Raw genomic sequence first — 14,301 nt, forward strand, 5'->3', positions numbered from 1 at the left:
AGTGGCCGCCCCGTCTTCGACGTCGCGCAGCAAACAGGCGACTGTAGTCGCTGACGAGGTACGAAGGCTGCGATCGGCTGCGTGCAGCCGTAAAACCACCCATCTCGGTATTCTTGGGTACATATCCATTGCTGCGGCAACGGCCGGCCTTTTAGGTCAAAAGCCAGATCAAGATCAAAAGATCGCGAGCAAGCTCGCTCCTACAGGACCTCAGGAATCAATCACTTATTTTGTGTTTGATGAGAGCGAGCGTGTTCGCGATCTTTTGAACATCAACCGATCGCGAGCAAGCTCGCTCCTGCAGGGCCGTGTTGTGCGGGCTGATCCATTACGCCTGCAAAAACAGCTCCGCGTGATGGCAAGCCACTTGGCGGTTATCCAGCACACGCAATGACGGCTCATGAGTGCTGCAAAACTCGGTCGCGTACGCGCAGCGCTTGTGGAAGGCGCAACCAGAGGGCGGGTTGAGCGGGTTGGGCAGTTCTCCGGCGATTTTGATTTTCGGCTTGAGCGGGTCCGGGTGGATGGTCGGGGTCGCCGACAATAGCGCCTGGGTGTAAGGGTGCAGCGGCCGGGTGTAGATTTCTTCTTTGGGGCCCATTTCTACCGGGCGGCCCAGGTACATCACCAGCACTTCATCGGCCACATGCCGCACCACCGCCAGGTTGTGCGAGATGAAGACGTAAGCAGTGTTGAACTCTTGCTGCAAGTCCATGAACAGGTTGAGCACCTGCGCCTGAATCGACACATCGAGCGCCGAGGTCGGCTCATCGGCCACCAGCACTTTGGGTTGCAGCATCATGGCCCGAGCCAGGGCGATGCGCTGGCGCTGGCCACCCGAGAACATGTGCGGGTAGCGGTGGTAATGCTCAGGGCGCAAGCCGACCTGTTTCATCATGGCCTGGACTTTTTCACGGCGTTCGCTGGCGCTCAGGGAGGTATTGATAAGCAGCGGCTCGGCCAGTTGGTCACCGACCTTTTGCCGCGGGTTGAGTGAAGCGTAGGGGCTTTGGAAGACCATCTGCACGTCTTTGCGCAGTTGTTTGCGTTCGGCCTTGTTGGCGCCTGCCACTTCTTGCCCGGCTATTTTCAATGAGCCCGAGGAGGGCTCTTCGATCAAGGTCAGGGCGCGGGCGAGGGTTGATTTGCCGCAGCCGGATTCACCGACCACGGCCAGGGTTTTCCCGGCTTCAAGTTCAAAAGACACACCGTTGAGCGCACGGACCACGGCATGGCCTTTGAACAGGCCGCGGGACACTTCGTAATGGCGGGTCAGATCACGGGCAGTCAGAACAACAGTCATTACGCCACCTCCTGGTTCAAGGGGAAGAAGCAGCGCACCTGGCTGTGAGCTTTGGGTTCAAGGGCCGGGCGTTGCTGGCGGCAGGTGTCTTGCACATACGGGCAGCGCGGGGACAACAGGCAGCCTTGTGGGCGGTCGTAACGGCCGGGGACGATGCCGGGCAAGGTCGCCAACCGCGCAGCGCCCATGCTGTGTTCCGGGATGGCCGCCAGCAATGCTTCGCTGTACGGGTGCGCCGGGACGTCAAACAGCCCCGGCACGTTACCGACTTCGACCGCTTGGCCTGCGTACATCACGCACACGCGCTGTGCGGTTTCGGCGACCACGGCGAGGTCATGGGTAATCAGCACCAGGGCCATATCCTGCTCGCGTTGCAGGTTGAGCAGCAAATCCATGATCTGCGCCTGAATGGTCACGTCGAGCGCGGTGGTCGGTTCGTCAGCAATCAGCAGTTTGGGTTCGGCGGCGATGGCCATGGCGATCGCAACACGCTGGCTCATGCCCCCCGACAGTTGGTGCGGATAAGCCTGCATGCGGCTGGCCGCTGCGGGGATTTCGACTTTTTCGAGCAGTTCGATGGCGCGTTTACGGGCGTCTTTTTTCGACATCTTGAGGTGCAGGCGCAGCACTTCTTCAATCTGGAAACCCACGGTGTAGCTGGGGTTCAAGGCGGTCATCGGGTCTTGAAAGACCATCGCCATGTCTTTGCCGACCACTTGCCGGCGTTGACGCGGGCTGAGGGTCAGCATGTTTTTGCCGTCGAAGGTCAGGGCGTCGGCGGTGACAATGCCGGGGGCTTCGATCAGGCCCATCAGCGCCATCATGGTCACGGACTTGCCCGACCCCGATTCACCGACGATGGCCAGTACTTCGCCTTTATCCACAGACAGGCTCAAACCATCGACAACCGGCACGGCGTTGGCGTCGCCAAAACGAACATTGAGATTCTTGATTTCTAGCAGTGACATGGGAATCTCCTCAGGCGGCGTTTTTGAGTTTCGGGTCCAGCGCATCGCGCAGACCGTCGCCCATCAGGTTGATTGCCAGCACGCTGAGCAAAATAGCCAGGCCGGGCAGACTCACCACCCACCAGGCACGTTCGATGTAGTCACGGGCCGAGGCGAGCATGGTGCCCCACTCGGGCGTTGGCGGTTGCACGCCCAACCCCAGAAACCCCAGGGCAGCGGCGTCGAGGATCGCCGACGAGAAGCTCAAGGTTGCCTGTACGATCAGCGGCGCCATGCAGTTGGGCAGCACGGTGATAAACATCAGGCGCGGCAAGCTGGCCCCGGCCAGGCGTGCAGCGGTGACGTAGTCGCGGTTCAGCTCGCCCATCACGGCGGCGCGGGTCAGGCGCACGTAGGACGGCAGCGAGACCACGGCAATCGCGATCACGGTGTTGATCAGGCCAGGGCCGAGGATGGCGACAATCGCCACCGCCAGCAGCAACGACGGCAAGGCCAGCATGATGTCCATTAAACGCATGATGCTGGGGCCCAGCAGGCGCGGGAAGAACCCGGCGAACAGGCCCAGGATCACCCCCGGAATCAGCGAAATCACCACCGATGACAAGCCAATCAACAGTGACAGGCGCGAACCTGCGATCAGGCGCGAGAGCATGTCCCGGCCCAGTTCGTCGGTGCCCAGCAAAAATTGCCAGTTGCCGCCTTCCAGCCACACCGGCGGGGTGAGCAGGAAGTCGCGGTATTGCTCGCTCGGGTTATGTGGGGCGACCCACGGGGCAAACACCGCGCAGAACACGATGAGGCTCATGAACATCAGGCCCGCCACCGCGCCTTTGTTTTTCGCGAAGGCGTGCCAGAACTCTTTGTACGGGGAGGGATAAAGCAGGCTTTGATCCACTTCAGTGCTATTGGTCGAGGTACTCATGGTCAGGATCTCAGCGCTGGTGACGGATGCGTGGGTTGGCAAAGCCGTAGAGGATGTCCACCACGAAGTTGACCAGAATCACCAGGCAGGCGATTAGCAGGATGCCGTTTTGCACCACGGGATAGTCCCGGGCGCCAATGGCTTCGATCAGCCATTTACCGATACCGGGCCACGAGAAAATGGTTTCGGTGAGCACGGCACCGGCCAGCAGGGTGCCGACTTGCAGGCCGACCACGGTCAGCACCGGGATCAGCGCGTTGCGCAGGCCGTGTACGAACACCACTCGGGCAGGCGACAGGCCTTTGGCGCGGGCGGTGCGGATGTAGTCTTCGCGCAGCACTTCGAGCATCGATGAACGGGTCATGCGCGCAATCACCGCCAGCGGGATGGTGCCCAGCACGATGGCGGGCAGGATGATGTGGTGCAGCGCATCCCAGAACGCTTCGGGTTCGTCGCTGAGCAAGGTGTCGATGAGCATGAAGCCGGTTTTCGGCTCGATGTCATAGAGCAGATCGATGCGCCCGGACACCGGGGTCCAGCCCAGACCCACGGAGAAGAACATGATCAGGATCAGGCCCCACCAGAAGATCGGCATCGAATACCCCGCGAGGGAAATGCCCATCACCCCGTGGTCAAACAGTGAGCCGCGCTTGAGGGCCGCAATGACACCGGCCAGCAAGCCGAAAATGCCTGCGAACAATAGCGCTGCACCCGCCAGCTCAAGGGTGGCGGGGAACAGCGCGGTAAATTCGGTCCACACGCTTTCACGGGTGCGCAACGATTCGCCGAGGTCGCCGTGGGCGAGTTTGCCCACATAGTCAAAATACTGCTCATAGAGCGGTTTGTTCAGGCCCAGACGTTCCATGGCCTGAGCGTGCATTTCGGGGTCGACGCGACGCTCGCCCATCATGACTTCGACCGGATCGCCGGGGATCATGCGAATCAGGGCGAAGGTGAGCAAGGTGACGCCGAAAAACGTAGGGATCAACAGCCCTATTCGGCGGGCAATAAAACTAAACATCGTGTGGTGTTCCTCATCAGCCGGTCAGGCAGTTCGCCAGTGTCGGGGTGGACGCTGGCGGGTATTTTATTGTTCTACTTCACCTGGGTTGTGGCGAAATTATTATGGGTCAATGGGCTGAGGGTGTAGCCCTCGACGTTTTTACGCATGGCTGTAAACAGCATAGGGTGGGCGACGTTGATCCAGGGTTGTTCTTGATGAAATACCACCTGTGCTTGTTCATAGAGTGCCGCCCGCTCTACGGGTTCACTGCTGTTGCGGGCTTTGGTGATCAGGTCCTCGAAGGTTTTGTTGCACCAGCGTGAGTAGTTTTCGCCATTTTTAGCGGCCTCACAGCTCAGCAGCGGGGTGAGGAAGTTGTCTGGGTCGCCGTTGTCACCGCCCCAGCCGGTTGAAACCAGGTCGTGTTCGCCTGCTTTGGCACGCTTGAGCATTTCGCCCCATTCCATGACCCGGATGTCGAGTTTGATGCCGACTTTGGCCAGGTCTGACTGCAGCAACTGGGCGCCGAGCATAGGGTTGGGGTTGGTCGGGCCGCCACCATTGCGGGTGAACAGGGTGAAGGTGGTGCCTTCAGGCACACCGGCTTCCTTGAGCAGGGCGCGGGCTTTGTCCAGGTCGCGAGGCGGGCTTTGCAGGGTGGTGTTGAACCCCAGCATGGTCGGCGGGTACGGGTTGATGGCCAGCAGGGCGTTGCCTGCACCGTGGACGCTATTGAGGTAGGTTTGCTTGTCGAACGCCATGTCGATGGCCTGGCGCACCCGCACATCGCTGAGGTACTTGTGGCTGGTGTTCATGGCGATGTAGCTGGTCATCAGCGCCGCCAGTTCGTCGACCTTGAGGTTAGGGTCCTGGCGGATATTTTTAACTTCGTCGGGCTTGGGGTAGAGCGCGATCTGGCATTCGTTGGCCTTGAGCTTTTGCAGGCGCACGTTGCTGTCGGTGGTCACGGCGAAAATCAGGTTGTCGCTCGGTGGCTTGCCACGGAAGTAGTCCGGGTTGGCCTTGAAGCGAACTTGGGCGTCTTTGTTGTAGCGCACGAAGATAAACGGCCCGGTGCCGACGGGTTTGCTGTTGAGGTCTGCGGTTTTACCGGACTTGAGCAATTGGTCGGCGTATTCGGCGGAATAGATCGAGGTGAACGGCATGGCCACGTCGCGCAGAAACGGCGATTCGGCATGGTTGAGGGTGATCTTGACCGTCATGTCGTCTATTTTTTCGACGCTTTTGAGCAGGTCTTTAAAGCCCATGCTTTCGAAGTAGGGGTAGCCCACCAGCGAGAGTGCGTGCCACGGGTGATTGGGGTCGAGCTGGCGCTGAAAACTCCAGATCACGTCGTCGGCGTTCAGGGTGCGGGTCGGTGTGAAGTAGTCGGTGGTTTGAAACTTCACCCCGGGGCGCAGGTAAAAGGTGTATTCCAGCCCGTCCGGGCTGATGTCCCAGCGCTCTGCCAGGGCCGGCTCAACATCGGTAGTGCCCGGTTTGAAGTCGACCAGCCGGTCAAGGATGGTTTGTGCTGAGGCGTCAGCGGTCACCGCCGTGCTGTATTGAACGACATCGAACCCTTCGGGGCTGGCTTCGGTGCACACCACCAGGGTTTTGGCGTTAACACTCACGGCGGCACTGAGCAGTGCGGCGGCAAGGGCGGTGCGCAGTTGGTATTTTTTCATCGCAACCCTCTCCTGATTAATTGAGCCTGCCAAGAACGGCGCGGGCTGTTTGAGCCCGCCGCTGTTCTGTCGAGCGCTATAAGACGTTTACAGAATATTGAACGGTATGGTCGTGACCACGCGGAACTCATTGATGCTGCCGTCAGACTGGTTTTTGCTGGCACGGTGCGTGGTGTAGGTCGCGCGGATGGCCGTAGCTTTCAATGGACCGCTTTGAATTGCATAGGATGTGCCAACGCTGTACTCCGAATGCTTTTCACCGTCCATGTTGCGTACATCATAGGCGGTGCCCTTGTAGTGGGTGCCGTCGATGTCCCAACCGCGGGCGTGGTAGGCGTTGAATTTCAGGCCGGGAATACCGTACTGCGCCATGTTGATGCTGTACGCCAGTTGCAGTGACTTTTCGTTCGGGCCGTTGAAGTCCGACAGCAGCGAGTTGGCCAGGTAAATGCCGTTGGTTTCGTGCAGGTAGTCGAAGTACTCGTCGCCGACCACTTGTTGGTACGACAGGCTCACGGTGTGGGCTTGATGGGTCAGGCCGAAGGCCAGGCTGTAAGTGTCGTTGTTGATCTCGCCCATGGCTTTTTTGCCGGTGTCGAGGGTCTTGTAGTAGTTGAAGTTGGTGTTCAGGCCCAACACGGCATTGTCGCCCCAGTCATGCACGGCACCGACGTAGTACTGGTTCCAGAAGTCTTCGACGTGGGTAGCAAACAACGAGGTTTTCAGGCTGCTGAACGGCTGGTAGCTGAAGCCTGCGACGCTGGCGCGATCTGTTTCGACCCCGAGGGCGCCATATTCACTGCGGAACTTGCTCAAGCTTTGTTCAGTACGCGGCGAGACGCGATCAAAGGAGCCCGCGTCGACAATCAGGTTGTTGAACTCTTCGCTGCGCAAGCCCACCCCTTGAAAGCTTGAAGGCAGTGCACGGTTACCGATCACATCGATAGTGGGGCTGCTGAAGTTCTGTCGGCCTACGGTCAGTGTGGTGTTGGAGACACGCGCCTTGATGTTCGCCAGGCCCAGCTTGCTCCACTGGCCAACCGCATCGCCGTCGCTGCGGCTGAGGGTTCGGTTGTTATTGCCGGCGATGTGATGGGTATCGCGATCCAGGGCGATGGCGTTGTACGCCGCCACTTGGGTGCTGAAACCCACGGTGCCCTGGGTGAAACCCGAGCTGAAATCGAGGATGGTGCCTTGGGTCCAGTTGATCCGGCGCGGCGTGGTTTTGCTGGTGCCATGATCGTTGTAGGTGAACTGGCCACCCCGACGTTTGAGCTCGTTCGCATACCAGTTGCGCGTGGTGCCGCTCAGGCTGCTGCCTTCGACAAAACCCTCAGCTGTACTTTGCTCGCTGGCTTCGGATTTAAGCTGGGTGCCGATAAATTCATCGGCGTGAGCGGTTGTGCTGAGGCTGCTGATGGCCATGGCTAACAGCGCGGTACTTGTAAGTTTCATGGTTGAGGCTCCTGTGCTTTTTTATTGTCGTTTTTGTTATGCGTTACAGCTGTGTGGCTCCGTTTAGAGCGTTGGAACATTTGTTCGGGCAAAGCCTTGGCGGACCACCGTGGGGTGGCCTGCGCAAACGTGGGTGGGTTAAAGGGTTATTCAGTCGTCGAGGCTGACGCCCGAGAAGGTATTGCGCCCAAAGGGGCTGACCTCAAAACCCTTGACCTTGACGCTCAAGGGTTGACTGACCGTTGAGTGGGCAATCGGGGTGATCGGGACCTGTTGCTTGAGCAACTGTTGGGCCTGTTTGTACAAGACGGTTCGTTGTTCGCGGTCAGTGAGGGTTCTGGCTTTTTTGATCAGTGCTTCGTAGGTGCTGTCGCACCACATCGAGTAGTTATTGCCGCCAATGGCGTCACAGCTGTAAAGAGTGCCGAGCCAGTTGTCGGGGTCGCCGTTGTCACCGGTCCAGCCAATGAGGCTGATGTCATGCTCGCCTTGTTTGGTGCGTTTGATGTATTCGCCCCACTCATAACTGACGATGTTGATCTGGAGCCCGATTTTGGCCCAGTCGGATTGCAGCATTTGCGCCATCAGTTTGGCGTTCGGGTTGTAGGGGCGTTGCACCGGCATGGCCCACAAAGTGATTTCTGTGCCTTCTTTCACCCCGGCGGCCTTGAGCAGTGCTTTGGCTTTTTCCGGGTTGTAGGGCGCGTCCTTGATGGTGTCGTCATAGGACCATTGCGTGGGCGGCATGGCGTTGACGGCCTTTTGCCCCGCGCCTTGATACACCGCCTTGAGAATGGCGTCCTTGTTGATGGCCATGTCCAGCGCCTGGCGCACGGGCAGTTGGTCCAGCGGTTTGTGCTGGACGTTGTAGGTGATGTACCCCAGGTTGAAACCGGGCTTTTCAATGACCTGTAAGGCCGGGTCGGCCTTGAGCCCGGCCAGGTCGGCAGGGCGTGGGTTCAGCGAGATCTGGCACTCGTTTTTACGCAGCTTTTGCATGCGTGCCGAGGCGTCGACGTTGATCGAAAAAATCAGGCTGTCGAGTCTGACCTGGCTGGGGTTCCAATAGCCCTTGTGGGCGGCATAGCGGATGTTCGAGTCTTTTTGATAGCGCTGGAACATGTAGGGGCCGGTGCCGACCGGTTTTTGGTTGATGTCGCCAGGTTTGCCGGTGGCGAGCAGTTGCTCGGCATATTCGGCCGAGACAATCGAAGCAAAGCTCATGGCCAGGTTTTGAATAAAGGCGGCGTCTACAGCGTTGAGCGTCATGACCACGGTCAGCGGGCCGGTTTTTTCGACGCTGGCAATGTTTTTGTTAAGGCTCATGCCGCTGAAATAAGGGAACTCGGTGGGGTAGGCGAGGCGAAACGGATGGTCGGGGCGGATCATACGATTGAAGGTGAACAGCACGTCGTCGGCGTTGAAATCTCGGGTCGGGGTAAACCATGGCGTGGTATGGAATTTGACCCCGTCGCGCAAATGGAAGGTGTAAGTCAGGCCGTCTTCAGACACTTCCCAGTGAGTTGCCAGGGCCGGGACAGCGGCGGTGCCGCCCTTTTCAAACTCGGCCAGCCGGTTGTACAGCGGTTCTGCAGCATCGTTATCGGTGGCGGTGGTGTATTGCGCGGTATCAAAACCGGCAGGGCTGCCTTCGGAACAAAACACCAGGCTATTGGCCGCGTACGCGAGCGGGCTACCGGCCAGTGCGCCGGCGCTGATCAATACAGACAAAACCATAGGTTTATGCATCACGATCCCCATCCTTTTTGTTGTTTTATGAGCGCTGACTACGCGCCTTGTGAGCGGCGTATGGGTTCAGCGCATCAGCCATCCGGCGTTATGGGCCGGCAGTGGCTAGACGTTAGAGGGCGCGAGGTATGTGAGTAAATGCGTAGTAGCTGACAATGCTGTAGGACGTTTCCGGGAGTCCTATAGCCTCTGCTGTAGTACGGGGTAGCTTAAAGATGAAGGGAAATTCTGAGTTGCTTGTAGAGCGAGTGAATGCGGCGTTGTCGCCGCATTCACGGGTTACTTATTTGTCAACGCTGACGCCGTAGAAGGACATCAAGCCCAAGGGGCTGATCTTGAAACCTTCAACGTTTTTGCGCATCGGTTGATACACCGTTGAGTGGGCGATCGGTGTGAGCGGGACTTGTTCCTTGAGCAACTGTTGGGCCTCTTCGTAGAGCTTGGTGCGTTCCTCTTTGTCGGTGGTGTTTTTGGCGGCCGTGATCAGTTTGTCGAACTCGGGGTTGCACCACTTGGAGAAGTTGTTGCCATTGATCGCGTCGCAGCCGAACAGGGTGCCGAGCCAGTTGTCCGGGTCACCGTTGTCGCCGCTCCAGCCAATCAGCATCGCGCCGTTTTCACCGCCTTTGGAGCGCTTGATGTACTCGCCCCATTCGTAGGTCATGATCTTGGCCTTGATGCCGATCTTGCCCCAGTCTGATTGCAGCATCTCAGCCATCAGCTTGGCGTTCGGGTTGTACGGGCGTTGAACCGGCATGGCCCACAAGGTGATTTCGGTGCCTTCCTTAATGCCTGCTTCTTTGAGCAGTTGCTTGGCTTTTTCAGGGTCGTAGGGCGCGTCTTTGATCGATTCGTCGTACGACCATTGGGTCGGCGGCAAGACGTTGGTCGCCAACTGGCCTGCGCCCTGATACACCGAATCAATGATTTGCTGCTTGTTTACGGCCATGTCCAGCGCCTGACGAACCTTGAGCTGGGCCATCGGGTTGGGCTCGTCGCTGCCTTTGATCTTGTCCATCACGTTGTAGGCGATGTAACCCGTGTTGAAGCCTGCCTGGCTGGGCATTTTCAGGTTGGGGTCTTCTTTAAGGGACTGCAGGTCTGCGGGGCGCGGGTAAATGGTGATCTGGCATTCGTTCTTTTTCAGCTTTTGCATGCGCACCGACGGGTCGGTGGTGATGGCGAAAATCAGGTTGTCGATTTTGACGTCTTCAGGTTTCCAGTAGTCTTTGTTGCCGGTGTAACGGATGTTCGAGTCTTTTTGGTAGCTCTTGAACACGAACGGGCCGGTGCCGATGGGTTTCTGGTTGATGTCGGACGGGTTGCCGGCCTTGAGCAGCTTGTCGGCGTACTCGGCCGACTCGATGGAGGCAAAGTGCATGGCCATGTTCTGGATAAAGGCAGCGTCGACAGTGTTCAGAGTGAACTTGACGGTGTGATCGTCGATTTTTTCGACTGACTTGATGTTCTTGTCCATTCCCATGTCGGTGAAGTAGGGGAATTCGGTGGGATAGGCTTTACGGAACGGCATGTCTTTATCGAGCATGCGGTTGAAGGTGAAGAGCACGTCGTCGGCATTGAAGTTGCGAGTGGGAGAGAAGTACGGCGTGGTGTGGAACTTGACGCCGTCCCGCAAATGGAAGGTGTAGGTCAGGTTGTCCGGCGAAATGTCCCAGCTCGTGGCCAGCCCTGGAATGACGTTGGTGCTGCCGCGTTCGAACTCGCTGAGGCGGTTGTAGATCGTTTCGGCCGAGGCGTCGAAGTCTGTGCCGGTGGTGTATTGGCCGGGATCAAAGCCGGCCGGGCTGCCTTCAGAGCAATACACCAGGTTGGTGGCTGCCTGGGCGAAAGGTGCGCTTGCCAGCAGGCTGGCACCCACCAATAAAGGAATGACCGCGTGTTTGAACATGGAGACCTCTTTTTTGTCATTTTTAGTGTGAGGGCGACCCGGTGAATCAGCCTCTCGATACTTACCCCATCCTGGCCGGTGCAACAGACGCATCGCGGCTCTGGGTTAACCATAGACCGTTCACGTGCAACTGCCGCTCGATCCAGATGGGGTGTTACTTATCTAGGCTCTCGGCGGGAAAATATGTCGGTGCATGCTTGTTTGTTAGTAGGAAAACTCCCTTTTGTGCGTGGGCGATTTGATATTGCGGGCACAAAAAAGCCCTTGCAGCGTGAAGGCTGCAAGGGCTTGGGGTGTGGCAATGTGCTTATTGCATTTGGACTTCGATCACGCCGTCGGCGCTCATGCTGACTTCGCTGGTGCCGGCTTCGACTTCAGGTGTCGGTGCCGAATCCATGGCTGCGCCAGCGGCTTTCATCATCATGGCGCTGCGCATGTAGGGCTGCGGGTAACCGTTGCTGTTGAGGTTCAGGTTAACGATTTTGTAGCCCTTGCCGCCCAGGGCATCGGTGGCCAGTTGAGCGCGGGCCTTGAAGGCATTGACCGCATCTTTGAGCAATGCATCTTCGCTGGTTTTACGCGTGGCGTTGGCCACGGTGAATTGCATGTTGCCCATTTTCAGGGTTTGCATCAGTTCGCCGGTCAGCTTGGACAAGGCGGCGAAATCGGTGCTTTCCAGGCGCAGTTCAGCGCGCTCACGCCAGCCGGTAATTTTTTGGGTCTTGTTGTCATAGATCGGGTAGCTGTTGCGGTTGCCCTGGCGCATCGTCACGTCTTTGGCCTGCTTGGCCTGGCCGATGGCTTTATTCATCGCGGTGGTGATTTCAGCGGCGAGCTTGGCTGAGTCGGTGTTTTGCGCCTCGGTGTACAGCGTCACGATCATCAGATCGCGCGGCACTTCCTGACTGGCTTCTGCACGCAACGAGACCTGATTGTAATTAACCCCTTCAGCCAGGGCCGGCAAGCTGGCGAAAGCGCCGAGGCTCAAGGTCAAAAGGGCGGCAGTGCGCTGAACAGTAAACATAAAAGCTCCTTGGGTGAGGTCAGCAAGACTTATAAGACTGTAGTGGGCGGCATTCAGTTCGCCTACTTACATTTTCGATACAACTTCAGAAAAGGGCGGGGTCGCACTCTGTAGGAGGGGCCGCCCCGTCTTCGCCGCCGCGCTGTCGCGCAGCAAACAGGCCGCCGATAATCGTCAGTATCCCCCAATTAGTTCCCTCTCCCTCCGGGAGAGGGCTAGGGTGAGGGGCTCTTGATTTTTTGATCCTGGGGCCTTGCTTAGAGCACGCAGCCTGCGTTCCTTGTCAGCGACTACAGTTGTGAGGGGCTATTAGCGGTTTTTCCAAAAAATACACTGTGGCCCATTGCCGCACGTTTGCCTGTCAGGCCGCCAGCTTGGTTATACTCCGTGCGGTCGCCTGGAGCACTCATCAGGAGAGCTCATGCTCGCCCCCGTTCAAATTTTGTCTGCAACTCGCCAGAACCTCTGGCGTCTCACGTTTATCCGCATGCTGGTGCTGGTCGCACAGGCGGGGTCGGTGGGCATCGCCTACTGGTTTCATCTGCTGCCGCTGCCCTGGTTTCAGTTGTGCCTGACCCTCGGTTTTTCGGCGTTGCTGTGCGCGTTTACCGCGATTCGCCTGCGCACCACGTGGCCGGTTACCGAGCTTGAGTACGCGCTGCAACTGGCCTGTGATCTGTTTATCCACAGCGCCTTGCTGTACTTCTCCGGAGGCTCGGCCAACCCGTTTGTGTCGTATTACCTGGTGCCGTTGACCATTGCGGCGGTGACGCTGCCCTGGCGCTATTCGCTGATTTTGACCGGTATCGCGCTGGCGCTGTACACGTTGCTACTGATGCAGTTTTACCCCGTGGAAGCGGCGCCATTCTTCCGCGAGAAACTGCAGATTTACGGCATGTGGCTCAGCTTTGCCCTGTCGGCGGCGGTGATTACTTTTTTTGCCGCCCGAATGGGCGAAGAGCTGCGCCGCCAAGAAGAACTGCGCGCCTTGCGCCGTGAAGAAGGTCTGCGTGACCAGCAATTGCTGGCGGTTGCGACCCAGGCTGCCGGTGCGGCACATGAATTGGGCACGCCGTTGTCGACCATGAGCGTGCTGCTCAAGGAGATTCGTCGCGATCACCCGGACCCTGAATTGCAGGACGATTTGAGCGTGCTGCAAGATCAGGTCAAGTTGTGCAAAGAGACCTTGCAGCAACTGGTCCGCGCCGCCGAGGCCAATCGTCGTCTGGCCATTGAGGTTCAGGACGTTACCGAGTGGCTTGATGAGGCGTTGAATCGCTGGCACCTGATGCGCCCGGAAGCGACCTATCGCTTTCAGTGTCTGGGGCACGCGCCGGTGCCGCGTCTGGCGCCACCGCCAGACCTCACCCAGGCGCTGCTCAACTTGCTCAACAACGCCGCCGACGCCTGCCCGGAAGGGCTCGAAGTGACCGTGGATTGGGACGCCGTTGATTTAACCATCAGTATTCGTGACCACGGTGCGGGTGTACCGTTGGCCATTGCCGAACAAATCGGCAAACCGTTTTTTACAACCAAAGGCAAAGGTTTCGGCCTGGGCCTATTCTTGAGCAAAGCCAGCGTGACACGCGCGGGCGGCTCGGTAAAACTCTACAGTCATGAGGATGGCGGCACGCTCACCGAGCTGCGCCTGCCACGTGTCTCCCGAGGAAACGAAAATGAGTGAAGAGATTCAGGTCGAAGGCGAAGAGCTGCCACATTTGTTGTTAGTGGATGACGACGCGACATTTACCCGCGTCATGGCCCGCGCCATGGCCCGACGCGGATTTCGCGTCAGCACCGCAGGCTCCGCTGAAGAAGGGCTGCTTCTGGCTCAGCAGGACGTGCCTGATTACGCCACGCTGGACCTGAAGATGGAAGGTGATTCGGGCCTGGTGCTGCTGCCCAAGTTGCTGGAACTTGATCCAGACATGCGCGTGGTGATCCTGACCGGTTATTCGAGCATCGCCACGGCGGTGGAGGCGATCAAGCGTGGCGCCTGCAACTACCTGTGCAAGCCGGCCGATGCGGATGATGTGATGGCGGCCCTGCTGAGCCAACACGCCGACCTCGACTCGCTGGTACCGGATAACCCGATGTCGGTCGATCGCCTGCAATGGGAGCACATTCAGCGTGTATTGGGCGAACATGAAGGCAATATCTCGGCAACTGCCCGTGCGCTGGGCATGCATCGACGTACCTTGCAGCGCAAACTGCAGAAGCGTCCAGTCCGACGCTGAACAGAAGCTGTCGCAGTTTCGTTTCAATTTGCAACGAAACTGC

11 protein-coding genes are annotated in these 14,301 nt (G+C 58.4%); 2 read left to right on the top strand and 9 right to left on the bottom strand.

Translation table 11 applies throughout. The features are described 5' to 3' along the window. Window positions 1-328 precede the first annotated feature (328 nt). From ACJJU9_RS04000 to ACJJU9_RS04040, 9 genes are all read right to left on the bottom strand, one after another. Window positions 329-1,303 carry a peptide ABC transporter ATP-binding protein gene (locus ACJJU9_RS04000; protein ID WP_048391411.1) on the bottom strand — a complete coding sequence of 325 codons (975 nt, stop codon included), beginning with the start codon at window positions 1,301-1,303 and terminating at the stop codon, window positions 329-331. Beyond that, window positions 1,303-2,271, bottom strand: a complete 969-nt coding sequence (locus tag ACJJU9_RS04005; protein ID WP_153373415.1) for an ABC transporter ATP-binding protein — start codon at window positions 2,269-2,271, stop codon at window positions 1,303-1,305. The genes ACJJU9_RS04000 and ACJJU9_RS04005 overlap by 1 nt, the downstream gene beginning before the upstream one ends. Before the next feature lie 10 nt (window positions 2,272-2,281). Further along, on the bottom strand, window positions 2,282-3,193 hold the full coding sequence (locus ACJJU9_RS04010) for an ABC transporter permease subunit (RefSeq protein WP_048391413.1): 912 nt from the start codon (window positions 3,191-3,193) through the stop codon (window positions 2,282-2,284). 10 nt (window positions 3,194-3,203) lie between these two features. Continuing rightward, window positions 3,204-4,214, bottom strand: a complete 1,011-nt coding sequence (locus ACJJU9_RS04015; protein ID WP_048367255.1) for an ABC transporter permease subunit — start codon at window positions 4,212-4,214, stop codon at window positions 3,204-3,206. Window positions 4,215-4,288: 74 nt separating this feature from the next. Beyond that, the gene (locus ACJJU9_RS04020; RefSeq protein WP_407730112.1) at window positions 4,289-5,884 is read right to left on the bottom strand and encodes an ABC transporter substrate-binding protein; all 1,596 of its coding nucleotides are present in this window, start codon (window positions 5,882-5,884) and stop codon (window positions 4,289-4,291) included. 87 nt (window positions 5,885-5,971) lie between these two features. Then, a complete protein-coding gene (locus ACJJU9_RS04025; protein ID WP_407730113.1) occupies window positions 5,972-7,339 on the bottom strand; it encodes an OprD family porin in 1,368 nt (455 codons plus the stop codon). A gap of 150 nt (window positions 7,340-7,489) precedes the next feature. Beyond that, window positions 7,490-9,088 carry an ABC transporter substrate-binding protein gene (locus tag ACJJU9_RS04030; protein ID WP_407730947.1) on the bottom strand — a complete coding sequence of 533 codons (1,599 nt, stop codon included), beginning with the start codon at window positions 9,086-9,088 and terminating at the stop codon, window positions 7,490-7,492. A 283-nt stretch (window positions 9,089-9,371) separates the two neighbouring features. Then, window positions 9,372-10,997, bottom strand: a complete 1,626-nt coding sequence (locus tag ACJJU9_RS04035) for an ABC transporter substrate-binding protein (RefSeq protein WP_407730114.1) — start codon at window positions 10,995-10,997, stop codon at window positions 9,372-9,374. 307 nt (window positions 10,998-11,304) lie between these two features. Then, window positions 11,305-12,021 (bottom strand): SIMPL domain-containing protein, encoded by a 717-nt coding sequence (locus tag ACJJU9_RS04040; protein WP_153328551.1) that lies wholly within the window; start codon window positions 12,019-12,021, stop codon window positions 11,305-11,307. A 421-nt stretch (window positions 12,022-12,442) separates the two neighbouring features. Between ACJJU9_RS04040 and ACJJU9_RS04045 the strand changes: the two genes are divergently transcribed. Both ACJJU9_RS04045 and ACJJU9_RS04050 read left to right on the top strand, forming a co-directional pair. Continuing rightward, window positions 12,443-13,705, top strand: a complete 1,263-nt coding sequence (locus tag ACJJU9_RS04045) for an ATP-binding protein (protein ID WP_048367247.1) — start codon at window positions 12,443-12,445, stop codon at window positions 13,703-13,705. Next, window positions 13,698-14,258, top strand: coding sequence for a response regulator transcription factor (locus ACJJU9_RS04050; protein WP_153333440.1), 561 nt, complete (start codon window positions 13,698-13,700; stop codon window positions 14,256-14,258). The genes ACJJU9_RS04045 and ACJJU9_RS04050 overlap by 8 nt, the downstream gene beginning before the upstream one ends. The last annotated feature ends 43 nt before the right edge of the window (window positions 14,259-14,301 follow it).

It is taken from the genome of Pseudomonas helleri, from assembly GCF_045830615.1.
GTDB lineage: Bacteria > Pseudomonadota > Gammaproteobacteria > Pseudomonadales > Pseudomonadaceae > Aquipseudomonas > Aquipseudomonas helleri.